The organism is Bacillus sp. XF8 (genome assembly GCF_017498755.1).
Classification (GTDB): Bacteria; Bacillota; Bacilli; order Bacillales; family Bacillaceae_G; genus Bacillus_A; species Bacillus_A bingmayongensis.
The window spans coordinates 83,520-106,985 of the sequence record NZ_JAGDQK010000018.1; the positions used below are offsets into that span (position 1 = coordinate 83,520).

Annotated in this window: 27 protein-coding genes, 1 tRNA gene and 1 pseudogene; 17 read left to right on the forward strand and 12 right to left on the reverse strand. The window is 37.2% G+C overall.

Translation table 11 applies throughout. The features are described 5' to 3' along the window. Positions 1 to 2: 2 nt before the first annotated feature. The 3 genes from J4P91_RS11585 (at position 3) to J4P91_RS11595 (ending at position 2,273) form a co-directional block, all read left to right on the forward strand. Positions 3 to 956, forward strand: a complete 954-nt coding sequence (locus tag J4P91_RS11585; RefSeq protein ID WP_207994249.1) for a gluconeogenesis factor YvcK family protein — start codon at positions 3 to 5, stop codon at positions 954 to 956. An 87-nt stretch (positions 957 to 1,043) separates the two neighbouring features. Beyond that, on the forward strand, positions 1,044 to 1,994 hold the full coding sequence (gene whiA / locus J4P91_RS11590) for a DNA-binding protein WhiA (protein WP_003201892.1): 951 nt from the start codon (positions 1,044 to 1,046) through the stop codon (positions 1,992 to 1,994). A 21-nt stretch (positions 1,995 to 2,015) separates the two neighbouring features. After that, entirely contained in the window at positions 2,016 to 2,273 is a 258-nt protein-coding gene (locus tag J4P91_RS11595; protein ID WP_006096515.1) for an HPr family phosphocarrier protein, read from the forward strand. 74 nt (positions 2,274 to 2,347) lie between these two features. Here J4P91_RS11595 and J4P91_RS11600 read toward each other — a convergent pair whose 3' ends face one another. Both J4P91_RS11600 and J4P91_RS11605 read right to left on the reverse strand, forming a co-directional pair. Next, positions 2,348 to 3,577 carry a DUF438 domain-containing protein gene (locus J4P91_RS11600; RefSeq protein ID WP_207994250.1) on the reverse strand — a complete coding sequence of 410 codons (1,230 nt, stop codon included), beginning with the start codon at positions 3,575 to 3,577 and terminating at the stop codon, positions 2,348 to 2,350. A gap of 12 nt (positions 3,578 to 3,589) precedes the next feature. Beyond that, positions 3,590 to 3,817, reverse strand: a complete 228-nt coding sequence (locus tag J4P91_RS11605; protein ID WP_207994251.1) for a DUF1858 domain-containing protein — start codon at positions 3,815 to 3,817, stop codon at positions 3,590 to 3,592. 69 nt (positions 3,818 to 3,886) lie between these two features. On the opposite strand from J4P91_RS11605, the gene J4P91_RS11610 reads away from it, so the two are divergent. After that, positions 3,887 to 4,072: a hypothetical protein gene (locus tag J4P91_RS11610; protein WP_207994252.1), complete on the forward strand. Its 186-nt coding sequence runs from the start codon at positions 3,887 to 3,889 to the stop codon at positions 4,070 to 4,072. 69 nt (positions 4,073 to 4,141) lie between these two features. On the opposite strand, the gene J4P91_RS11615 is transcribed toward J4P91_RS11610, so the two are convergent. Beyond that, positions 4,142 to 4,828 carry a Crp/Fnr family transcriptional regulator gene (locus tag J4P91_RS11615; protein WP_207994253.1) on the reverse strand — a complete coding sequence of 229 codons (687 nt, stop codon included), beginning with the start codon at positions 4,826 to 4,828 and terminating at the stop codon, positions 4,142 to 4,144. A gap of 430 nt (positions 4,829 to 5,258) precedes the next feature. Beyond that, complete coding sequence (gene ric / locus J4P91_RS11620) at positions 5,259 to 5,966, reverse strand: iron-sulfur cluster repair di-iron protein (protein WP_207994254.1); 708 nt, start codon at positions 5,964 to 5,966, stop codon at positions 5,259 to 5,261. A gap of 409 nt (positions 5,967 to 6,375) precedes the next feature. Between ric and J4P91_RS11625 the strand changes: the two are divergent. From J4P91_RS11625 to J4P91_RS11640, 4 genes and pseudogenes are all read left to right on the forward strand, one after another. Then, positions 6,376 to 6,639, forward strand: a pseudogene (locus J4P91_RS11625) (FprA family A-type flavoprotein); the annotation flags it as partial. Positions 6,640 to 6,659: 20 nt separating this feature from the next. After that, complete coding sequence (locus tag J4P91_RS11630) at positions 6,660 to 7,880, forward strand: NAD(P)/FAD-dependent oxidoreductase (protein ID WP_207994255.1); 1,221 nt, start codon at positions 6,660 to 6,662, stop codon at positions 7,878 to 7,880. 26 nt (positions 7,881 to 7,906) lie between these two features. Next, positions 7,907 to 8,071, forward strand: coding sequence for a rubredoxin (gene rd / locus J4P91_RS11635; protein ID WP_000759862.1), 165 nt, complete (start codon positions 7,907 to 7,909; stop codon positions 8,069 to 8,071). Between the two features lie 167 nt (positions 8,072 to 8,238). Further along, positions 8,239 to 8,949, forward strand: a complete 711-nt coding sequence (locus J4P91_RS11640; protein WP_207994256.1) for a Crp/Fnr family transcriptional regulator — start codon at positions 8,239 to 8,241, stop codon at positions 8,947 to 8,949. A gap of 461 nt (positions 8,950 to 9,410) precedes the next feature. On the opposite strand, the gene clpP is transcribed toward J4P91_RS11640, so the two are convergent. The 8 genes from clpP to J4P91_RS11680 all read right to left on the reverse strand — a co-directional run bounded on the left by clpP (position 9,411) and on the right by J4P91_RS11680 (position 14,038). Further along, the gene (clpP, locus tag J4P91_RS11645; protein WP_174101014.1) at positions 9,411 to 9,992 is read right to left on the reverse strand and encodes an ATP-dependent Clp endopeptidase proteolytic subunit ClpP; all 582 of its coding nucleotides are present in this window, start codon (positions 9,990 to 9,992) and stop codon (positions 9,411 to 9,413) included. 250 nt (positions 9,993 to 10,242) lie between these two features. Next, positions 10,243 to 11,112 carry a DUF421 domain-containing protein gene (locus J4P91_RS11650; RefSeq protein WP_207994257.1) on the reverse strand — a complete coding sequence of 290 codons (870 nt, stop codon included), beginning with the start codon at positions 11,110 to 11,112 and terminating at the stop codon, positions 10,243 to 10,245. Positions 11,113 to 11,134: 22 nt separating this feature from the next. After that, positions 11,135 to 11,341 (reverse strand): DUF1657 domain-containing protein, encoded by a 207-nt coding sequence (locus J4P91_RS11655; protein WP_017153378.1) that lies wholly within the window; start codon positions 11,339 to 11,341, stop codon positions 11,135 to 11,137. Between the two features lie 11 nt (positions 11,342 to 11,352). After that, a complete protein-coding gene (gene spoVAE, locus J4P91_RS11660; RefSeq protein ID WP_098336686.1) occupies positions 11,353 to 11,703 on the reverse strand; it encodes a stage V sporulation protein AE in 351 nt (116 codons plus the stop codon). Then, positions 11,700 to 12,716 (reverse strand): stage V sporulation protein AD, encoded by a 1,017-nt coding sequence (gene spoVAD / locus J4P91_RS11665; protein WP_207994258.1) that lies wholly within the window; start codon positions 12,714 to 12,716, stop codon positions 11,700 to 11,702. Before spoVAD ends, spoVAE begins: the two co-directional genes overlap by 4 nt. Continuing rightward, positions 12,717 to 13,193, reverse strand: coding sequence for a stage V sporulation protein AC (spoVAC, locus tag J4P91_RS11670; protein WP_207994259.1), 477 nt, complete (start codon positions 13,191 to 13,193; stop codon positions 12,717 to 12,719). Between the two features lie 34 nt (positions 13,194 to 13,227). Beyond that, entirely contained in the window at positions 13,228 to 13,716 is a 489-nt protein-coding gene (locus J4P91_RS11675; RefSeq protein ID WP_207994260.1) for a YhcN/YlaJ family sporulation lipoprotein, read from the reverse strand. 115 nt (positions 13,717 to 13,831) lie between these two features. Next, a complete protein-coding gene (locus J4P91_RS11680) occupies positions 13,832 to 14,038 on the reverse strand; it encodes a DUF1657 domain-containing protein (RefSeq protein WP_000216162.1) in 207 nt (68 codons plus the stop codon). Positions 14,039 to 14,415: 377 nt separating this feature from the next. On the opposite strand from J4P91_RS11680, the gene J4P91_RS11685 reads away from it, so the two are divergent. From J4P91_RS11685 to eno, 9 genes are all read left to right on the forward strand, one after another. Continuing rightward, positions 14,416 to 14,491, forward strand: a tRNA-Arg gene (locus J4P91_RS11685). A gap of 247 nt (positions 14,492 to 14,738) precedes the next feature. Beyond that, positions 14,739 to 16,040, forward strand: coding sequence for an RNA polymerase factor sigma-54 (rpoN, locus tag J4P91_RS11690; RefSeq protein ID WP_207994261.1), 1,302 nt, complete (start codon positions 14,739 to 14,741; stop codon positions 16,038 to 16,040). 9 nt (positions 16,041 to 16,049) lie between these two features. Then, positions 16,050 to 16,295 carry a glutaredoxin family protein gene (locus J4P91_RS11695; RefSeq protein ID WP_017153358.1) on the forward strand — a complete coding sequence of 82 codons (246 nt, stop codon included), beginning with the start codon at positions 16,050 to 16,052 and terminating at the stop codon, positions 16,293 to 16,295. Between the two features lie 134 nt (positions 16,296 to 16,429). Then, on the forward strand, positions 16,430 to 17,458 hold the full coding sequence (gene cggR / locus J4P91_RS11700) for a gapA transcriptional regulator CggR (protein ID WP_017153357.1): 1,029 nt from the start codon (positions 16,430 to 16,432) through the stop codon (positions 17,456 to 17,458). 26 nt (positions 17,459 to 17,484) lie between these two features. After that, positions 17,485 to 18,489, forward strand: a complete 1,005-nt coding sequence (gene gap, locus J4P91_RS11705) for a type I glyceraldehyde-3-phosphate dehydrogenase (protein ID WP_017153356.1) — start codon at positions 17,485 to 17,487, stop codon at positions 18,487 to 18,489. 137 nt (positions 18,490 to 18,626) lie between these two features. After that, positions 18,627 to 19,811: a phosphoglycerate kinase gene (locus tag J4P91_RS11710; RefSeq protein ID WP_207994262.1), complete on the forward strand. Its 1,185-nt coding sequence runs from the start codon at positions 18,627 to 18,629 to the stop codon at positions 19,809 to 19,811. A 32-nt stretch (positions 19,812 to 19,843) separates the two neighbouring features. Continuing rightward, positions 19,844 to 20,599: a triose-phosphate isomerase gene (tpiA, locus tag J4P91_RS11715; RefSeq protein ID WP_207994263.1), complete on the forward strand. Its 756-nt coding sequence runs from the start codon at positions 19,844 to 19,846 to the stop codon at positions 20,597 to 20,599. Continuing rightward, the gene (gene gpmI / locus J4P91_RS11720) at positions 20,596 to 22,125 is read left to right on the forward strand and encodes a 2,3-bisphosphoglycerate-independent phosphoglycerate mutase (protein WP_207994264.1); all 1,530 of its coding nucleotides are present in this window, start codon (positions 20,596 to 20,598) and stop codon (positions 22,123 to 22,125) included. Before tpiA ends, gpmI begins: the two co-directional genes overlap by 4 nt. A 33-nt stretch (positions 22,126 to 22,158) precedes the next feature. Further along, complete coding sequence (gene eno, locus J4P91_RS11725; RefSeq protein ID WP_017153352.1) at positions 22,159 to 23,451, forward strand: phosphopyruvate hydratase; 1,293 nt, start codon at positions 22,159 to 22,161, stop codon at positions 23,449 to 23,451. Positions 23,452 to 23,466 lie beyond the last annotated feature (15 nt).

Consider the following 23,466-nt stretch of genomic DNA (forward strand, 5'->3'; position numbering starts at 1 on the left):
GGATGAAAAAAGAGAGAAAACCTAAAATTGTCATCATGGGAGGAGGAACTGGACTATCTGTTTTATTACGAGGATTGAAGAAATATCCTGTTGATATTACAGCGGTTGTTACAGTAGCTGATGATGGTGGCAGTTCAGGTAGATTACGTGATGAGTTAGAAATTCCACCACCAGGCGACATTCGTAACGTACTTGTTGCGTTATCAGATGTGGAGCCGCTTGTGGAAGCTTTATTTCAACATCGTTTTACATCCGGAGAAGGTTTAAGGGGTCATGCATTAGGTAATTTATTATTAGCTGGTATGACTTCGATTACAGGAGACTTTTTCCATGCCATTACAGAAACGAGTAAAGTGTTAAATGTGAGAGGACGTGTTTTACCAGCGGCCAATCAAAGTGTTGTACTTCATGCCGAACTGGAAGATGGGCAAATTGTAACAGGCGAATCGAAAATTCCGTACTTTGGGAAAAAAATCAATCGTGTGTTTTTAACACCGGGTGATGTAGAACCGCTGTATGAGACATTGACGGAAATTCAGCGGGCAGATTTACTTGTCTTCGGTCCAGGCAGTTTGTACACAAGTATTTTGCCGAACTTAATCGTGGAAAAAATCGGTAAAGCTGTTCTTAATGCAAAGGCGAAAAAAGTATATGTATGTAATGTTATGACGCAAGCTGGAGAAACGATGGGGTATACAGCATTTGATCATGTGCAGGCTTTGCATGATCATCTTGGAACATCGTTTATCGATACTGTGATTGTAAATAATCATGATATTCCTGTTGAATTACGTAAATTGTATGCAGAAGAGATGTCTGAACCTGTTGTGGTTGATGAAGATCGTTTTGCTGAAAGTGACATTCACTTAATTCAAGATGAATTAGCAAAGTATGATGATCAAGTTGTAAGGCACGATACATTAAAATTAGCTTCTATTTTATATTCGTTATTATAAGCATGCGTTATCTCTGTATGAGATAACGCTACTCATTCATATAGGACAAGATTTTTGTTCCAAAATATCGTATAAGGAGGTGGGGCTGTGTCATTTGCATCAGAAACAAAGAAAGAGCTCACAAAGCTTGAAATGAAGGAGTGCTGTGAGAAGGCTGAATTATCAGCATTACTTCGAATGAACGGATCACTTTCTTTTTCAAACCGTCGTCTTTCGATTGATATTCAAACAGAAAATGCAGCAATCGCAAGAAGAATTTATACATTGCTGAAAAAAGGATATGACGTGACGGTAGAATTGCTTGTTCGTAAAAAAATGCGACTGAAGAAAAATAATGTATATATCGTTCGGCTTGTTGAGAAATCACGTGAAATATTAGCGGATTTGCATATTGTTAGAGAAGACTTTTCATTTATTCGTAACATCTCACAAGAATTGATTGAAAAGAAATGCTGTAAACGATCGTATTTAAGAGGTGCATTTTTAGCAGGTGGTTCAGTAAATAACCCAGAAACATCATCTTATCATTTAGAGGTCTTTTCGTTATACAAGGAACATAATGATTCTATATGTGAACTGATGAACGGATTTGATTTAAATAGTAAGACGCTGGAAAGGCGTAAAGGGTACATTACGTATTTAAAAGAAGCGGAAAAAATTACGGAGTTTTTAAACATTATCGGTGCACATAATGCATTGTTAAGATTTGAGGATATTCGTATTGTTCGCGATATGCGTAATTCAGTTAATCGTTTAGTGAACTGCGAAACAGCCAATTTAAATAAAACGATTGGTGCCGCTTTAAGGCAGATTGAAAATATTCGTTACATTGATGAAACGGTTGGACTCGATGTCTTGCCAGATAAATTGCGAGAGATTGCACAATTACGTATTAATTATCAAGATGTAACATTGAAAGAATTAGGCGAGATGGTATCTGGGGGGAAAATTAGTAAATCAGGTATCAATCATCGCTTGCGTAAAATCGATGAAATTGCGGAGAAATTACGCGCGGGGGAACCGGTAGCAAAAAAATAACGGTAAAGGGGAAATGGAGCTATGGTTCAAAAACAGGTTGAGGTTGCATTAAAAAACGGCTTACAAGCACGTCCGGCTGCGTTGTTTGTACAAGAGGCAAATCGTTTTCATGCTGATATTTTCATTGAGAAAGATGGCAAAACAGTCAATGCGAAGAGCATAATGGGGATTATGAGCTTAGCGATTGGGTCTGGCAGCAACGTAACGATTATAACAGAAGGTTCAGATGCAGAAGCTGCTTTAGAAGCGCTGGCTGCCTATGTACAAAATAAACAGTAAAAAGCTATCGCATGTAGCGATAGCTTTTTCAATTGGGGCAATTTTTTTGTATAGTATCGAGTCGCTGATATAAATTATGAAAGAATCCGTTTTTCTCCTTGAAGTTCACGAATCGGTTGAATGTTTTGGGTAAATTCGAGAGTACCCATATATTTTCCATCTGCATTTCGTACTGCGAAGTAGCGAATATATACATATTTATCTTGAAATTGAATCCAAAAATCTTCACAATCTTTTTTTCCAGATTTGAAATCTTCTAAGAGTTTTTCAACGACATGAACGCTTTTTGGAGGATGACAGTTTTGCACTGTTCGACCAATGACAGCTTTCGTGCGGGCAAATATTCGTTCTTTTCCATGAGAGAAGTAGCGCACAACATCATTTTCATCAATGAATGTAATATCAACAGGTAAGTGATTTAACATCAGTTCTAACTGTTTTAAAGATAATATACCTGTTTCGAAACGAATCAGCCATTCAGATATGGCTTCTTCTTTGATCATATTTCTTTCGGGTTTCCATGTACTTGTAGGACTCGTTAAGCAGTAGCCGATTTCATCACTTTCATGAGCGATTTTTAGCCATTCATCTTCTGTAAGAGTTTGAAGGGCCATTGGAAATAAAATATTTTCTTCTTTAAAAATCATTTCACTTACGTCGTGAATGACGAAAGAAATGCTATCTAAGGCTGATTTTTTATCTTGATTATAATTTACTAATTTTTGTTTTGCCTCTTTAATTGCATCACGAATTCTGTCATCAACGCCCCACATAACTTGAGTTGGTCCGTAAATACCGTATTTCTCTAAATAGGGGAAAAGTAGATTTTCTTTACGGCTATAATGTTTATCAACATCGAGTAATAAATTTAAGTCTTCTATTAGTTTATAAATATTCTCTTCGCTATCTTCTTTCTCAAAACGTTCATAGTGTAATTGAAGTTTGAAATTAACTAGTAGATCAATTTCTTTGTTTTCCATTTTAAATGTATGAATCGGATGACCCGGTTGTTCTTCCTGCTTATTAGATTGATGGATTTCTTCGATGGATCCTTTGAAAACAGCTGTATGCACGGAGCATAAGCGTTGTACTTCTTCCACAGGAATTCCTTCTTCCTCCATGAGTGCCTGTTCGAGTTTTGAAATTTCTGCTACGGTAATATTTCCGATTGCTTCTTGAAACTGTGCTGTTACATCTTCAATGTTTTTTCCGTTATGAAGATCTTTAATAATAGTCTTTAAGATTGTTTGGTGTTCAGAGTTATTTATATTTTCTTGTTCCCTGTTATTAATGATTTCGCTCATAAGAATTCTCCTCTACTCGTTAATGTGAAATCCATTATTTTTAAAAGTTTCCTTTACTGTATGAAGTGAAATTCCTTTCATTCGGCATCCGTTTGGAATTGTCATTATACGGCCGGCTGTTTGGAGCATATTAGGTTTCGTTATATTTTCAAAGCCGAGATCTTTTAAAAGAGGGATAATCTCGGGATATTGGGTAGTTAAATCATAGACAGTTTGATGAAAATCAATTAACTTTTTCATTATTCTCACCTCGAAAACAAATGATAGTAATTATCAATTACACTGTAACATAAAGGGAGGAAAAAAATTGTGAGCCAAATCACACATTCATTCTTTTTAACAAGTTTGTCACTTTTGCTTTCATTTCGTTATTCACAGTTGGTGAGATTACGATCTCAAAATTTAGAGAGAAAAAGGGAGATAGCGCAGAGTAAACAGCCTGTAAAAGGCTGTAATGAAGGTTCGCCATCAGTGGAGGATGAAAGCCCCCGCTGATGGGAGTATCACTAATGAAAGGAGGATGGCTTCGAATAGAATATTGATTTAGGACAGTTTGGTATCTGATTATATAATTTCATTTTCCAACCTATTTAGATCGATAAGGAAATAACCATCCTCATCCGTAGCAATTAGTTCATTTTTTCTTAAGTAAGTAATAGTTCGGCTCATAGTTTCTCTTGATGTTCCAATCATGTTTGCGAGTTCACGGTTTGTAAAATGAGTCGTTATTTTATATTTGTCATCTATCCGTACACCATTTGACTTACATAAGCGCAGTAATAGCATAATAATTCGCGCATATGTGTCATGAAGAATTTGTTCTTCCAATCTGTTTTGAAGGTCCACGATTTTTTCTCCAAGAACTCTAAATAATTTAATACATAATTCAGGGTATTTGATTAAAATCATCTCAAAATCAACGATAGGAATGACAATTAATTGGGCATTTTCAAGAATTTCAGCATGCGCAGGGAATGTACCTTTTCGGAAGAAACCAGAGTGAGGGAACATTTCTCCGGCTTGAAGTATAGAAACAATTTGTTCTTTTCCAGATGCATCTGTTTTTTGAATTTTCACTTTTCCGGAGTGAATAAAAAATACGCGGTCAAGTGTATCACCCTGCATAAATACAAATGATCTTGCTTTATACATTCGCATTCGTGAAATTTCTACAATTGGTTGAATTTCTTCTTCTGAAAGTTCTTTAAAGAGGGAAACCCCCTGTAAGTGTCTTTTTATTATTTCTGACATATATTCCTCACTCCTAACATCATCCCAATGATAGTGCTTTTCTTATTAATGTATCCTAAATAGAAAAATGAAGCAGTGATAAAAATCATACTTTTGGTTGAAAATGAGACGAATTTCAAAACAAAATTGGAACTTGTAAGGTTTGTGAAACATAAGAGAGAAGAGAGGGAAGTATACGATTTTCGTGAATGGAGATGTCTGTTTGGTAATGGATAAAGTGAAACTTTAATCAGTGGGGGTTTTCTTCATCCCCCACTGATTATTAGCCCTCACCAATCGGGCTTTTACGGGCAGTTAATCCCACACTTAACTTCTTTGCTTTTGCCGAATTTTGAGGTGGGGGTCTTACTGCCTGTTAATGCGGGATAAAACGGGATTCATTGAAAAGAGGTCGTTATTCCTCTTTTCAATTATCCTGTTTAATTCTTATTTAAGCTTGTGCAATTGCGCGCGGGAATAAAACGTTATTTTCCAAATGAATATGCTCGAACAAATCAGATTCAAGAGCTTCAAGGCGTTGATAGACAAGACGATAAGTGCCACAAGCACCTACTGGAGGAGTAAAGTCATTCGTAACTTTACGAAGTTCTTTAATGATATCGCCAGCGTGGTCGTGTTCATTTTCTAATTCATCTACTACTTTGCGTAATTTCATATAATTTTCATCAGTTGGATTTTGTTCAAATGCTAAAATCAAAGGAAAATCTTCTGTTTCTTCTTTAATTAAATGTTGCTCTAATTCTGTTTTTAATTCATGGAATAGCTTATGAATTTGAGCTAAATGTGGTTGTCCTGCTCCATGAACGCGTAACACTTTTGTTACGTATGGGCTTAACAGCGGTAACTCTTCATTTAAATAGCGATGATGTTTATTCACAATATAATCAATTAATTCACTATAAGAAGCTGTTTTCCAATTAATTTCAGATTCGTTTAATTGTTTTGTTTCGTGATAGAGCGTATTTAACTTTGTTAAAATTTCTTCTGCAGATAAATTTCTTTCATTAATAGCGTCGATAATCGGTCTATTACCACCACAGCAAAAATCTATTCTATATGATTTGAAAAGGTCACTTGCCTTTGGAAATTGTGTAACAATATCACCAATAACGGAATTTTCGGTAAAAATATGTTTCATATGAATACCTCCATAAAGTTTAAATGTTTTATCTGGGTTAAGAGTATCAATTATTTAGCGTTCATGTGGTGATATATATCACTTATAACGAGTTAATTTCATCATTCGCTATTTTTGTAATTTACAGGATGTGCTACAGGGTTGATAGATAAGATGATACGAATGTAGCTAGAACTAGGTTAAAGATGTGGAGTTAATTATGTAGGAGAAATGTCGTTAATATAAATGAATTTGTGAGGGGAGTGTCCCTATTATTAAAGTTTCGCTTTATGGTATCTAGGTTTTAGTAATCTATATTATTTTAGGAGACCCATATTAAATTAACCATTCATATAAATTTAAAATTGCAAAGAAAAAATAATGCAGTGATTTTACTCACGGTATCCTCTTTGAACATAGCTTATCTTTAATGAAGGGAATGAACTTACAAGGGAAAATTGCAGCTGCATTCGGATCATATGGTTGGAGTGGTGAAGCAATTGAAGTCGTACAAGATTACCTAAATGAAACAAACATGAATGTACAAAGTACATCAAACGTTATTAAATCTACAGGTATGACTCACGTTGAATTCCCTATTCGTATAAGATTCTCTCCAAAGGATAAAGAAAAAACACGACAAATCAAACATGCAACAACGTTTGTCACAGATTTATTACTAAGCTCTATTTAATAGAAAACGTAGGTGAAAACATGGAAAAGAATTTTGTTATTATCGGAAGCGGAGTAGCTGCTGTAAATGCTGCAAAGATAGTTAGAGACCATGACAAGGATGCAAATATATTCATTTTTGGTGAAGAATCATCTTTACCGTATAACAGAATTAAACTATCAAAAGAGTTATACTCAGATTTACACAATGAAAGGATTTTAATCAAAAAAGAAAAGTGGTACCAAAAGAATAATATATCTGTTTTCACAAATACAAAGGTAGTAAAAATTGATACAGAGCAGCAACAGATTGTTACATCAAATGATGAGAAAATTTCTTATTATAAACTATTAATTTGTACAGGTGCAAATAATAAAAGGCTACCAGTAGATGGAATAAATAAAAAAAATATCTTTACGATTAGAGACATGCAGGAAGCAGATGACTTTAAAGCATGTTTAGAAGATAAAAAGCATGTTGTAAACATTGGCGGAGGCGTACAAGGATTAGAAACAGCTTGGTCTATTATGAAAGCTGGTAAAAAAGTATCCATTGTAGAAGTGGCTGATAAATTAATGGGGAGACAATTGGATGAGAAAACGTCTCTTTTATTAAAACAAAAAATTGAAAGTGCCGGAGTAAAAGTATATGTAAATACGACTATTGATTCTATTCTTGGAGAAGAAGTAGTAACTGGAATGAAAGTGAACGGTGAACAACTAATAGATTGTGATAGTGTTGTGTATTCAATTGGAGTCACTCCTAACATTTCTTTAGTAAACAATACTCCTATTCATGTAAATAGAGGTATTGTTGTCAATGAGAAGATGGAAACGAATGTGGAATCTGTATATGCTGCTGGGGATGTCGCAGAGGTAAACGGTGAAATTGGCGGACTATGGGGACGAGCAATGGATCAAGGGAAAATTGCAGGAAGTAATATGGTTTCTAATCCTGCAATTTACAAAAAGGAAATTCCAACTACTATCTTTAATGCATTCAATGTATCTTTATTCTCAATTGGATTCGTTGATGAAAAACAATGTGATACAACTATCGTTGAAGAAGATGAAAAAGAGAAGTATACAAGGCTATTTATTAAAGATAATCAAATAGTGGGTGTTATCTCATTAGAAGGAATAGCAGCATCCATCCCTTACAAATCTGCTATTGAAAAACAAATATCATTAGAAGAGATTGATATGAAAAATACGAATATAAGTGAAATAATGAGCAAAGTAAAAGAAAAACTAAAATCTTAATATAATAATAGAAAGAGGACATGATAATGAAAAAATATATTTGTTTACCATGTGGTTATATTTATGATCCAGAAATTGGAGATCCAGATGAAGATATAGAACCAGGAACAAGTTTTGAAGATTTACCAGAAGATTGGGTGTGTCCAGTATGTGGAGAAGATACGGAACACTTTGCACCAGTAGAAGAATAATAAAAAAAGTAACGAGAAGATTATATCATTTCTCGTTACTTTTTTTATAGGGAAAGCGTTTTTTATGTGATTGGGGTCACTGGTGGGCGTTCTAGGAAAAGATATAATAATTTAGATACGATTAAAATTTTACTTTATATAATATATGTAAAGTTAGGTGAGGTAATGTGAAAGAAAAGTATTATCATAAAAATACAGTGAAGCCTTGTCCAAGAAAAGTTCTCATTTTCAAATCCCTATCTGATGAAGAAATTTTAAAAATAGCTTCAATGACAAAACATAAGCAATTTAAAAAGGGGCAACCATTAATTCATGAAGGAGAGAAGTCAGATACATTATTTATTATTAATCAGGGGCAAGTAAAGCTATCCAAATTAACTCTTCAAGGGAAAGAGCAAATCTTGCATATTTTAACAAGTGGTGAATGTTTTTGTGAACTAAATATATTTAATGACGATGAGAAGAGTAATTTTAGTGCATATGCTATAGAAGATACAAAAATTTGTATGTTAACAAAAACTAATATGGACAGTATTATGGAGCGGAATCCAGGTATTGCATTAAAATTGTTAAAAACCGTTACAAAACGGTTAGCCCATACGGAGAATTTAGCACACAATTTGGCAACAAATGATCCAGAAGTTAGGGTTGCCTATATACTTCTAGAGTTTTGTGAAATGTATGGTAAAGATACTGATGAGGGAATACTTATAAATTTACCATTGACACGAGAAGAAATGGCAAACTATATAGGAATGACAAGAGAAACAATTAGTCGTAAATTAAGTAAATTTGAAGAGTTAGGACTTATGACATCAATTGGAAATAAGCAGATTATAGTTGAAAATAAGTTGGCTTTTAGAGAATATATCGAGTAATTGGATAGGGGGATATTAAATTAGATAAAAGCAATGTTAAAGAGACTACACATAATTTTGAATTTCCCCCTAATTACTCTTGATTTGTTGTTTCTTAGAATGAACCACTATTTTATTTCAAAATGCTTCCGCTACTTCATAAGAAAAAAGCTATCGCATATGCGATAGCTTTTTTGTGAAGCGATTCTGAACGAGCCGCTTCCGCTTTTAGTTATATCCAGCTCCGGTGGCAAGCTCTTCGTGTCTAAGAACCTTCCGCATAAGAAGGTAAAAAGCACCTTCTATGCGAAAGAACCTTAGCCAGTCAGAGCTAAACGAGCCACCTCCGCTTTTAAGTATATCCAGCTCCAGCGGCTAGAACAGTCGGTCGTTTCACCCCTTCATTCGAGGCAAAAAGCGCCTCGGATGAAGGGGTTCCAACGCCCCCCTGTTCTAAACGAGCCGCTTCCGCTTTTAATATATTAACGATTTGTAAAGATTTTATCGATTAAGCCGTATTCTAGTGCTTTTTCTGCTGTCATGAAGTTGTCACGGTCTGTGTCGCGTTGTAGTACTTCTAAAGGTTGACCTGTGCGATCAGCAAGAATTTGATTTAATTTTTCACGTAAGAATAGGATACGTTTTGCAGCAATTTCGATTTCAGTTGCTTGACCTTGTGCTCCGCCAAGTGGTTGGTGAATCATTACTTCACTGTTTGGAAGAGCGAAACGTTTTCCTTTTTCACCTGCTGCAAGTAGGAAAGCACCCATAGATGCAGCCATACCGATACAAATTGTTGATACGTTTGGTTTAATAAACTGCATTGTATCGTAAATTGCCATACCGGCTGTGATAGAACCACCAGGGCTGTTAATGTATAAGTGAATATCTTTTTCTGGATCTTGAGATTCCAAGAATAAAAGCTGGGAAACGATTGAGTTTGCTACATTGTCATCAATTGCACTACCAAGCATAATGATGCGGTCTTTTAATAGGCGAGAGTAAATATCGTAAGCGCGTTCTCCACGATTTGTTTGTTCAATTACTGTAGGAATTAAATTCATCTGTTATTTCCTCCTTTGAAAGCTTTCTTAGTCTTATAATACAATTATGGTCAATAAAGGTCAAACGAAACCACTTTAAATCAAAAAAATATGTAGTTGTATCATGATTTATTCGCTATGTTTTTGGAATTCCCTGCTTATGTATCTTCAACATCATAACCGAATTATATAAATTTAAACGTAATAGGAGAAGTATGTTATTTGCAAAAAGCAAAAGAACGCCTTTGTCATAGAAGCGTTCTTTTGTGTGTTATTCTTTTAGAAGATAGGTTACTGTATTTAAAATATGTTCGAGTTGTTTTGCATTTTTACTATACATTTGACTTGCTGATTTTGATTGTGTTTCTAAAGAAAATAATTCAAGATCTGCTTGGCATTTTTTTAAGGAAGCCAACAGTAATGGCTTATCTTGAGGAGACGGCATTTGAATTTTATCATCATAAATATCGACAGTGAGTTGTCCGTAAGAGTCAACTTGTCCAATAAAAACATTTTCTATTAAGACACCGATTTTTTCTAATTCAGCGTGAAGCCAGGCGCGATTATGACCACTGGCTGAAAGTGGTTCATCTAGTACGTTTCCATCCATAATTACCGTCTGTGTTTCTTTGGCAGGTGCTATTTGTAAACCGATATCTTTTGGAGTAAGCGGCTGTTTGTCTCTTTTTAACAAGACATTTAGTTCACCGCCTGACTCCAGTACAGCATATTCAACATCTGCTATGTTAAATGCATTCTTCTTTCTAAGCAGCTCTAGTAATTCATCAATTGTATAATTTTCTTTTTTTAAATTATCCTCAAGAACTTTTCCATCTTTTATAAAAATAGTCGCTTTTCCTTCAATGAAATTTCTGAGCCGCTTGTTTTTTAAGGCAACCATACCTGCGAAAAATGGGACAAGAGAAAAAACAAGCATACTAGAAACACCGTGCCAAAAGTTTCGCTCTAGTCCTGTTGTAACTTCAGCGGCGATGTTTCCGATTGTCAATCCTGCGACATATTCGAAAAATGAAAGCTGTGAAATTTGCCTTTTTCCAAGCAATTTTGTCATTGAAAATAAAATAACTAAGAGAGCGAAGGAGCGTATAATGACAAGCAGCCAATCTGATACATGAGGCATAGTTTATTCCCTCCTGTTTTACCTAAAATCCTTTATATTGAGGTTCTTCTCGTTCTAATACTGAAATTCTATTGTTAAGGTCAGCAATTACACTATCCATTTCCAGCATACATTCATGGAAGACTCGTTTTGCTTCTTCCTCAGCGGCATTTTGTGAAAATGTACTTAAACTTGCTTGCGCACCTTTTAAACTCGCAAGGCATGTTTTTACACTAGCAATAACAGTCATACAAACACCTCTTATCCTTTTGGTTTAAATAGTAATGCTCCTATAAATCCGAATATAATGGCTGCAGATATACCAGCACTTGTGACTTTAAACATACCTGTTATTACACCGACAATACCATGTTTGGCCGCTTCCGCCATAGCTCCATGAACAAGGGCGTTTCCAAAACTTGTAATCGGAACTGTTGCACCAGCCCCTGCAAAATCAATTAAAGGCTCATACAGACCGAACCCGTCTAGTATCGCACCAGCAACAACGAGCGTTGCCATTGTGTGAGCGGGCGTGAGCTTACCGACGTCAAACATAAGTTGCCCGATTACGCAGATGAGTCCACCAACGACAAAAGCCCAGAAAAAAATCATTGTTGTACACCTCCAAATTCAATCGATACTGCATGAGCAATGCACGGAATTGATTCTTGTTGTTGGAATGTAAGAGGGGAAAGCAGTGCCCCAGTAGCTACGACCAGTATTCTTTTGAACTCCCCTTTTTTCATTCGGTTTAATAAATGTCCATATACAACGGTTGCTGAACATCCTGGACCGCTTGCTCCTGCTAATACAGGTTGACCTTCCCTATAAATAAGTAACCCACAATCTTGGAACTGCTCACTTGTTACTTTCGTTCCATGTTTATGCAGTAAATCATAAGCGATTTCACGTCCAACATGGCCAAGATCGCCGGTTACAATTAGGTCATAGTGGGATGCATCAATTTGTCTTTCTCGTAAATGAGCCTCTATTGTATCGACAGCAGCGGGAGCCATTGCACCTCCCATGTTAAATGGGTCTGTTAAGCCCATATCAATAACTCGTCCAATAGTTGCAGATGTAACACGTGGACCTTCTCCTTGATCGCTCAAAAGGGCAGCGCCGGCTCCTGTGACAGTCCATTGAGCAGTAGGTGGTTTTTGTCCGCCATATTCAGTAGGGTAGCGAAATTGTTTTTCAACTGCAGTATTGTGACTGGATGCACCTGTTAATAAATATTTTGCTCCTTTTGCATTTACAATACTTGCACCGAGGGCAAGCCCTTCCATAGAAGTAGAACAAGCACCAAATAATCCAATATAGGGAGCGCCGAGTGTACGGCAAGCAAAGCTAGAGGGAGTGATTTGGTTAATAAGATCGCCTGCTAAAATGAATTGAATGTCTTCTTTGCGGAGCTTTGCTTTTTCGGTTGCGCGACTGCAGGCTTCTTCAAATAAAACCTTATGTGCTTTTTCATAAGAATCTTGTCCGAGCCATAAATCTTCATGAAGGGCGTCAAAGTCTTCAGGGATTTTGCCTTTTGCTTCAAATGGTCCACCGATAACCCCTGTTGAGATGATAACTGGTTTATTTTCAAATACCCACGTTCGGTGTCCTTGTAACATTTACATTCCTCCCCATTGGATGAGAATGGTTTTAATAAGACCGATAACAAAAGCGGCAAATACACCAAATAAAATAACAGATCCCGCTAATTTAAACATGTTGCCACCTACTCCAAGGACAAAGCCTTCTGTCTTATGTTCAATACAAGCGGATATAACGGAATTTCCAAATCCGGTAACAGGTACGGCTGTACCAGCACCTCCAAATTGTGCGAGGCGATCATATACGCCAAATCCCGTAAGCAGCATAGAAATAAAAATCAGCGTTGCTACTGTAGGGTTTCCTGCTGAACGCTCTGAAAAGTCAAAGTATGTGATGTAGAAGGTGGAAATAAGTTGACCGATTAAACAAATAAAACCACCTACAAAAAAAGCTTTTATGCAATTTTTTAAAACGGGCCTTTTCGTTTCACGTTGTTGCTCAAATTTTTTATATTCTTGTTGTATTGGTGTTAAATCTTTATCTTTACTTGGCATGTGAATCATTCCTTTTCCTTTAGAGAACGTACAATTAAGTATCAGAGTTCATTTCTGAGTGAATTGTTTTGAATTGTTTTTTAATGTATTCTTTGTCTGCTTCTTTTTTCTTAATTTTGTTTTCCAGTTTATCTAATAGCATAAAAATTTTTCGATCAGTACTTATATGAATATCGAAAGTTGGATTTTCGTCTTTCAAGCGTTTTTTGATTTTTGTTTTTAATGGTTTTAACTGAAACCTTTCATGATGTTCAGGTTTGGCAGCTAAGTAAAGATCTGTGTTCGAGTTAACAGCTCTGACTTCTAGTATTTCTTCCATAGCAAGTATCTTTTTTTTCGCGTCGTGTGCTATAGATTGATTAAAAGACTCTTCCATACTTACGTTCGTTAACTTGGGTTCCTTGTTTTTCTCTGTTTTTTTATGTGTTTCTTGTTGCACTTCTTTATCTAAATGACTATTACATCCTGTTATGAAACCTAGTAGAAGCACGAATAACACGGTAATTGTGCCAAATTTTCGCATCGCAATCATTCCATTTCTATTGCTTTATGTAATTCGAGTGAAAAAGGATGATATGGAATCATCCTTTTTCTGTTTCTCAAACAGTGAGTACCACAAGATAAAACAGTACTTTCACTTATTGTTGTCCGTATTGAGGCTCTTCTTGCTGAACTTCTTCCACACGTGGGTTTAAAGAATCAATAATGGATTGTGTTTGCTGTGCAGCTGTTTGGAAAAGTTGCTTTGCTTGTTGGTTATCCGTATCAAGAGCGAAGCCCTCTAAGCTTGCTTGTGCACTTTTTAATCCAGAAACAGTTTGTTTTAATTTTGTAATTACAGTCATTAAATGAAGCCTCCTTTAGAATATGAATTCAAAGGTTATGATTTGTGAATAGGGGTGAAAATATAATTACCAAATTTAGGTTTATATATAAATACAAATAGAAAAAACCGACATAAAACCGTTCCTTTTAGGAGGAAGAGAGGATCCGGCCATGCATAGAAACGGTCAGGACCTTTTTTATCCTCATGCCGATTGAAAACAAAGGGAGAAAACGAGTGAAGATCACCTTTTGTTTTCATAGCCGCGGCTTATATGTTGGGAAATCAAAATAAATATAGATATAGCTTTATTTTTGAAGAAATGGTGAGGAGCTTTTTTGTATGATAGTAGTTGCGTACATTGGCATAAGAAGATATAATTACGAGTATATCGTTCATGCGCCCATAGCTCAGTTGGATAGAGCGGTGGTTTCCGGTACCACGTCTGTCGGGGGTTCGAATCCCTCTGGGCGCGTCAAAAAGTCCTAACTTACATTTGTAGGTTAGGACTTTTTATTTTCCCTCTTGTTATATCTGATTATAAGATTTACTATTAGTACATGGTAATAATTTGTTGTTTTCTTTCAATATTATTCATTTTGCAGTTGTAAGATGTAAACGTCATTAATACATATAAATTAATAATATTTTGGAATGGGTATCCATGTAGGATTCTCCTTTTAACAAACTTATTGTACAATAGAAACAAGGGGGAGATTAGTTTGAAGGCAAGTCTTTTACAAGAACAAAGCTTACGTTTGGCCATGACACAAGAGTTAAGACAAGCGATTACAATGCTCCAATATAACGTGCAGGAACTATCGGATTTTTTGTATGAGCAATCGATGGAGAATCCCCTTATTGAGTTAAATGGCTTTGAGAGGGAGAAGAAAAAGAGCTCAAGTAAAAGTACAAGCAAACAAGTCGATAATCAAATGGAAATTTACAGCGTGGATTCGACGACGATTCAGCAACATTTATTGGATCAAATACAGTATTACAAAATAGATGAAGTGGAGCGGAAAACAGCTTCTTTCATCATTATGAACATGGATGAGAATGGCTATTTACAAGAAACGAATGAAGAATTAGCAGAGCTACTTGCTGCGCCTATTGATGTAGTAGAATGCTCTATAAAGCTTGTTCAGTCATTAGAGCCAGCAGGGGTGGGAGCGCGTAATATTCAGGAATGTCTAGCACTTCAATTGAAGCGCTTACAAAAAAGGAATATACTTTCAGAAATGATTGTGGATGAATATTTCGCTTATTTTGTTAAGAAAGATTGGCGGAAACTTATCCAGGTCATGAAATGTAGTAATGAGGAATTACAATCAGCTGTTGATTGTATTACATCGCTTCAGCCAAAACCAGGGCTTGCGTTTAGCTCTGAAAAACCACTTTATATTGTTCCTGATATGGCTGTAAAAAAAGATGGAGATCGCCTTGTTTTACAAATGAATGAACGCAATATGCCAAGAATCGAAATTCATTCAGAGTATAGTGCACTTCTTCATAATAGTGAGAGTGAAGTTGCTTCCTATGTATCTGAGAAGTATCAGCATGTACAGTGGATTATGCGCAGTTTAAAGCAACGGAAACAAACGCTTTTGCAAGTAATGGAGATTATTATGCAAAAACAACGAGATTTCTTTTGGAAAGGTCCAGAGTATTTAAAACCACTTTTTTTAAAAGAAGTAGCAGAAGAATTAAGTGTACATGAGTCTACCATTAGCCGTGCTACACGTAATAAATATGTGCAAACGCCGCACGGATTATTTGAAATGAAGTCATTTTTTAGTAACGCAGTGGTTACAACAGAAGATGAAGCAGTTTCTACAAAGCGCGTAAAGCAATTGATTCAAACGCTTGTAGAACAAGAAAATAAGAAAAAACCACTTTCAGATCAAAAAATTTCAAAATTGTTAGAAGAAGAGCATGAGATCGTTATTTCTCGTAGAACAGTTGCGAAATATCGAGAACAAATGAATATTCCCGCTTCTTCTCTGAGAAAAACAATTGGATAGGTGAAGAAGATGAAAGTTGTTTTATATACAAAAACAGAATGTGGTCTTTGCGTAAAAGCAAAGCAGGTTTTGAAAGAGATACAACATGTATATTCTTTTGAAATCGAGGAAATAGATATATATGACAATGAAGAGCTTTTAGAGAGGTATCAAATCATGATTCCCGTCGTGGAGATTGACGGAAAACAGGCGGAATGCGGTGTCATTCACAAAGATGCCATAATAAACTATATAAAGAATGCAGTTAAGAGTTGAATAAGTTTCTATCTCCTGTTACAATAATACACGTAGCAGGGATTATTTTTTTAACCTATGTGGGACACAAAATGTCACTACGGGACATAAAATGACCACGAAGGTGATGAACCAATGTAGTGAGGAGAAATGATATGCGCTCATGGATTCAGAATACGAAAAAATTATTACCCGATCTGCTACCTGTTATGCAAACGAGAATGCAAATTCTTCAGTACATTCGTCTCATGCAGCCGATTGGAAGAAGAAACTTATCTGCAAGTCTTGGTATGACAGAACGAGTACTGCGAAGTGAAGTGCAAGTTTTGAAAGAACAAAACTTAGTTCACGTCGCTTCTTCTGGGATGACTTTAACAGAAGAAGGAACAGCTTTGGTTCTTGCTTTGGAAGACTTTATGAAAGAAATTTCCGGGTTAAAGGTTTTAGAAAAACAACTTAAGGAAACATTAGACTTGGATGAAGTTTTCGTTGTCCCTGGTGATAGTGATGATTCACCTTGGGTCAAACTGGAGATGGGCCGTGCTTGTGTAACTTGTATAAAAGACCGTCTGACAGCGAATAATATCGTTGCTGTGGCTGGAGGAACAACGCTAGCTGCTGTTGCGGACATGATGCAACTGGATTGCAAGGATTTACATATGCTATTTGTCCCAGCACGTGGTGGAATTGGAGAAGGTGTCGAATTAGAGGCCAATACTATTTGTGCAAAAATGGCACAGAATACGATGAGTAATTACCGCTTATTGTATGTTCCAGACCATGTTAGCAGCGAAGCATATGCGTCTATTGTTACAGAGCCTTCCGTGAAAGAAGTTCTTGAGTTGATTCGATCTTCCAATATCGTCATTCATGGAATTGGTGATGCATTAACGATGGCACGTCGCAGAAGTACTTCAGAAGCAGATTGGATGAAAATTAAAGCAAGCGAAGCAGTAGGCGAAGCTTTCGGTTATTACTTCAATGAACAAGGTAATGTCGTTCATAAAGTACAAACAGTAGGCATGCAACTAAAAGATTTACATCATGTATCTCACGTTGTTGCAGTTGCTGGAGGTTCTTCAAAAGCAAAAGCAATACAGGCTGTAATTAAACAAGGGCACACTTCCATTCTAATTACAGATGAAGGTGCAGCAAAACAGTTAACAAAGGGTATTACCCTTTAATATAATCCCCCAAGGAGGAAATTCAAATGACTAAAATTGGTATTAATGGATTTGGACGTATCGGACGTAACGTATTCCGCGCAGCTCTTAACAACCCAGAGGTAGAAGTAGTAGCAATCAACGACTTAACAGATGCTAAAACTTTAGCTCACCTTTTAAAATATGACACAGTTCACGGAACTTTAAATGCAGAAGTATCTGCTAACGAAAACAGCATCGTTGTTAACGGTAAAGAAATTAAAGTTATCGCTGAGCGTGACCCAGCTCAATTACCATGGAGCGACTACGGAGTAGAAATCGTAGTAGAATCTACTGGACGTTTCACTAAAAAAGCAGACGCTGAAAAACACTTAGGTGGATCAGTTAAAAAAGTTATCATCTCTGCTCCAGCTTCTGACGAAGATATCACTGTAGTTATGGGTGTTAACCACGAACAATACGATGCAGCTAGCCACAACGTAGTATCTAACGCTTCTTGTACTACAAACTGCTTAGCTCCATTCGCTAAAGTATTAAACGAAAAATTCGGCGTAAAACGCGGAATGATGACAACAATTCACTCTTACACTAACGACCAACAAATCTTAGACTTACCACACAAAGATTTACGTCGTGCTCGTGCAGCAGCTGAAAACATGATTCCAACATCTACTGGTGCAGCTAAAGCTGTAGCATTAGTATTACCAGAACTTAAAGGTAAATTAAACGGTGGCGCAGTACGTGTTCCAACTGCTAACGTTTCTCTTGTTGACTTAGTTGTTGAACTTGACAAAGAAGTAACAGTTGAAGAAGTAAACGCAGCGTTCAAAGCAGCTGCTGAAGGCGAATTAAAAGGTATCCTTGGATACAGCGAAGAGCCATTAGTATCTATCGACTATAACGGATGCACAAACTCTTCTACAATCGATGCATTATCTACAATGGTAATGGAAGGTAACATGGTTAAAGTACTTTCTTGGTACGATAACGAAACTGGTTACTCTAACCGTGTAGTAGACTTAGCAGCATACATGACTTCTAAAGGTCTTTAATTCATAACTTCTTTATAAGTTATCAATGACAAAACGAGGGAGAGGGTTTGTTCCCTCTCCCTTCTTTCGTTTTATAAGCAAATGTGATAAGCTTTTGAATGGGTTTTGTCAATCCTAACTAGTCGGAGGGAAATCCAATGAACAAAAAATCAATTCGTGACGTAGATTTAAAGGGTAAACGTGTATTTTGCCGCGTTGACTTCAACGTACCTATGAAAGAAGGCAAAATTACAGACGAGACTCGTATTCGTGCAGCTCTTCCTACAATTCAATATTTAGTAGAGCAAGGTGCGAAAGTTATTTTAGCGAGCCACTTAGGCCGTCCAAAAGGTCAAGTAGTAGAAGAAATGCGTCTTACTCCAGTAGCAGCACGTTTAGGCGAGCTTCTTGGTAAAGACGTGAAAAAAGCAGACGATGCATTCGGACCTGCTGTACAAGAAATGGTTGCAGCAATGAACGAAGGCGACGTATTAGTTCTTGAAAACGTGCGTTTCTATGCGGGCGAAGAAAAGAACGATGCAGAACTTGCGAAAGAATTTGCAGCTCTTGCTGATATCTTCGTAAACGATGCATTCGGTGCAGCTCACCGTGCTCACGCTTCTACTGCAGGTATTGCAGACTTCTTGCCAGCAGTATCAGGCTTATTAATGGAAAAAGAATTAGAAGTACTAGGAAAAGCACTTTCTAATCCAGATCGTCCATTCACAGCAATCATCGGTGGTGCGAAAGTAAAAGATAAAATCGGTGTAATTCGTCATCTATTAGACAAAGTAGATAACTTAATCATCGGTGGAGGTCTTGCTTACACATTCGTTAAAGCTTTAGGTCATGAAATTGGTCTATCTCTATGTGAAGATGACAAGATTGAACTAGCAAAAGAATTTATGCAACTTGCAAAAGAAAAAGGCGTAAACTTCTACATGCCAGTTGATGTTGTAATCACAGAGGAATTCTCTGAAACTGCGACAACTAAAATCGTTGGTATCGACTCTATTCCTTCAAACTGGGAAGGCGTGGATATCGGACCAAAAACACGTGAAATTTATGCAGATGTAATTAAAAACTCTAAGCTTGTTGTATGGAATGGACCAATGGGTGTATTCGAAATGACTCCATTCTCTCAAGGTACAAAAGCAGTAGGACAAGCATTAGCAGATGCAGAAGGTACATACTCTGTTATCGGCGGTGGTGACTCTGCAGCAGCTGTTGAAAAATTCGGTATGGCTGATAAAATGAGCCACATTTCTACTGGCGGCGGTGCGTCATTAGAATTCATGGAAGGTAAAGAGCTTCCAGGTGTAGTTTGTCTTAACGACAAATAAGTAGCAGCCAAAGAAAAAGGACGGTGCAAAGCATGCGTAAACCAATTATCGCAGGTAACTGGAAAATGAATAAAACTCTATCTGAAGCAGTTAGCTTCGTAGAGGAAGTTAAAGGTCAAATCCCAGCAGCTACAGCTGTTGATGCAGTAGTTTGCTCTCCAGCTCTTTTCCTAGAGCGTCTTGTAGCAGCAACTGAAGGAACTGACTTACAAGTAGGTGCACAAAACATGCACTTCGAAAAAAATGGTGCATTCACTGGCGAAATTAGCCCAGTAGCACTTAGCGACTTAAAAGTAGGTTATGTAGTACTTGGCCACTCTGAGCGTCGTGAAATGTTTGCTGAAACAGACGAATCAGTAAACAAAAAGACTCTTGCAGCATTTGAACATGGTTTAACACCAATCGTTTGCTGTGGTGAAACTTTAGAAGAGCGCGAAAGCGGAAAAACATTTGATCTAGTAGCAGGTCAAGTGACAAAAGCACTTGCAGGTTTAACAGAAGAGCAAGTTAAAGCTACTGTTATCGCATATGAGCCAATTTGGGCTATCGGTACAGGTAAATCTTCTTCTTCTGCAGATGCAAACGAAGTATGTGCGCACATCCGTAAAGTTGTTGCAGAAGCTGTTTCTCCAGCAGCTGCAGAAGCTGTTCGTATTCAATACGGCGGTAGCGTAAAACCAGAAAACATTAAAGAATACATGGCACAATCTGACATCGACGGTGCTTTAGTTGGCGGTGCTAGCTTAGAGCCTGCTTCCTTCTTAGGTCTTCTGGAGGCGGTAAAATGAGAAAGCCAACAGCTTTAATCATTCTTGACGGTTTCGGACTACGTGAAGAAACTTACGGGAATGCTGTAGCACAAGCTAAGAAACCTAATTTTGACGGTTACTGGAACAAGTTCCCTCACACAACGCTTACAGCGTGTGGTGAAGCGGTAGGTCTTCCAGAAGGTCAAATGGGTAACTCTGAGGTTGGTCACTTAAACATTGGTGCTGGCCGCGTAGTATATCAAAGCTTAACACGTGTGAACGTTGCAATTCGTGAAGGTGAGTTCGATAAGAACGAAACATTCCAAAATGCAATTAAAAGCGTAAAAGAAAAAGGTACAGCTCTTCATTTATTCGGTTTACTTTCTGATGGTGGTGTGCACAGTCACATGAACCATATGTTTGCACTACTTCGCTTAGCTGCAAAAGAAGGCGTGGAGAAAGTATACATTCATGCATTCTTAGATGGCCGCGATGTTGGACCGCAAACAGCAAAAGGTTATATCGATGCAACAAATGAAGTAATCAAAGAAACAGGAGTAGGACAATTCGCGACTATCTCCGGTCGTTATTACTCCATGGACCGTGACAAGCGTTGGGATCGCGTTGAAAAATGTTACCGTGCTATGGTGAATGGCGAAGGACCTACTTATAAATCAGCGCATGAGTGTGTAGAAGACTCATATGCGAATGGTATCTATGATGAATTCGTATTGCCGTCTGTAATTGTTAATGAAGATGAAACGCCAGTTGCAACAATCAATGATGATGATGCAGTTATCTTCTATAACTTCCGTCCAGACCGCGCAATTCAAATTGCACGTGTATTTACAAACGAAGACTTCCGTGAGTTCGATCGTGGTGAAAAAGTACCTCACATTCCAGAATTTGTTTGTATGACACACTTTAGTGAAACTGTAGATGGTTACGTGGCATTCAAGCCAATGAACCTTGATAACACATTAGGTGAAGTTGTTGCGCAAGCGGGATTAAAACAACTTCGCATCGCGGAAACTGAAAAGTATCCACACGTTACATTCTTCTTTAGCGGTGGTCGTGAGGCTGAATTCCCAGGAGAAGAGCGTATCTTAATTAACTCACCAAAGGTTGCAACATATGACTTGAAACCTGAAATGAGCATTTACGAAGTAACCGACGCTTTAGTAAATGAAATCGAAAATGATAAACATGATGTTATCATTCTTAACTTTGCAAACTGTGATATGGTTGGCCATTCTGGGATGATGGAACCAACAATTAAAGCAGTAGAAGCAACTGACGAATGTTTAGGAAAAGTTGTAGAAGCGATTCTTGCAAAAGATGGTGTAGCACTTATTACTGCTGACCATGGTAATGCTGATCAGGAATTAACTTCTGACGGACAACCAATGACAGCTCATACAACGAACCCGGTTCCTTTCATCGTTACAAAAAATGATGTTGAGCTTCGTGAAGGCGGTATTTTAGGAGATATCGCTCCAACAATGCTTACACTTTTAAATGTAGAACAACCGAAAGAAATGACAGGTAAAACAATTATTAAATAATTAAATTGCACATATAAAAGGAGAGAAAATATTATGTCAACAATTATTGATGTTTATGCTCGCGAAGTCCTAGACTCTCGTGGTAACCCAACTGTAGAAGTAGAAGTTTATACAGAAAGCGGCGCATTCGGACGCGCATTAGTACCAAGTGGTGCATCTACTGGTGAATACGAAGCAGTAGAATTACGTGACGGTGACAAATCTCGTTACCTTGGTAAAGGTGTTCTTAAAGCAGTAGATAACGTAAACGAAATTATCGCTCCAGAAATCGTTGGTTTCGACGTAACTGACCAAGCTGGTATCGACCGTGCTATGATCGAATTAGATGGCACTCCAAACAAAGGTAAATTAGGCGCTAACGCTATCCTTGGTGTATCTATGGCAGTAGCTCACGCAGCAGCTGATTTCGTAGGTCTTCCATTATACCGTTACCTTGGTGGATTCAATGCAAAACAATTACCAACTCCAATGATGAACATCATCAACGGTGGTTCTCACGCTGATAACAACGTTGATTTCCAAGAGTTCATGATTTTACCAGTTGGTGCTCCAACATTCAAAGAATCAATCCGTATGGGTGCTGAAGTATTCCATGCATTAAAAGCTGTATTACATGACAAAGGTCTTAACACTGCAGTAGGTGACGAAGGTGGATTCGCTCCAAACCTTGGTTCTAACCGTGAAGCATTAGAAGTAATCATCGAAGCTATCGAAAAAGCTGGTTACAAAGCTGGCGAGAACGTATTCTTAGGAATGGACGTTGCGTCTTCTGAGTTCTACAACAAAGAAACTGGTAAATATGAGCTTGCAGGTGAAGGCCGTAGCTTAACTTCTGCAGAAATGGTTGATTTCTACGAAGGTCTTTGCAATGACTTCCCAATCATCTCTATCGAAGATGGTTTAGACGAAAACGACTGGGATGGCCACAAATTATTAACTGACCGTCTTGGCAAAAAAGTTCAATTAGTTGGTGACGACTTATTCGTAACTAACACTCAAAAACTTGCTGAAGGTATCGAAAAAGGTATCTCTAACTCAATCTTAATTAAAGTTAACCAAATTGGTACTTTAACTGAGACTTTCGAAGCAATCGAAATGGCTAAACGTGCTGGTTACACAGCAGTTGTATCTCACCGTTCTGGTGAAACTGAAGATGCTACAATCGCTGACATCGCAGTTGCAACTAACGCTGGCCAAATCAAAACTGGTTCTATGAGCCGTACTGACCGTATTGCTAAGTACAACCAATTATTACGCATCGAAGACGAACTAGGCGAAATCGCTGTTTACGATGGTTTAAAATCTTTCTACAACCTAAAAAAATAATTGTAGAAAATAAAA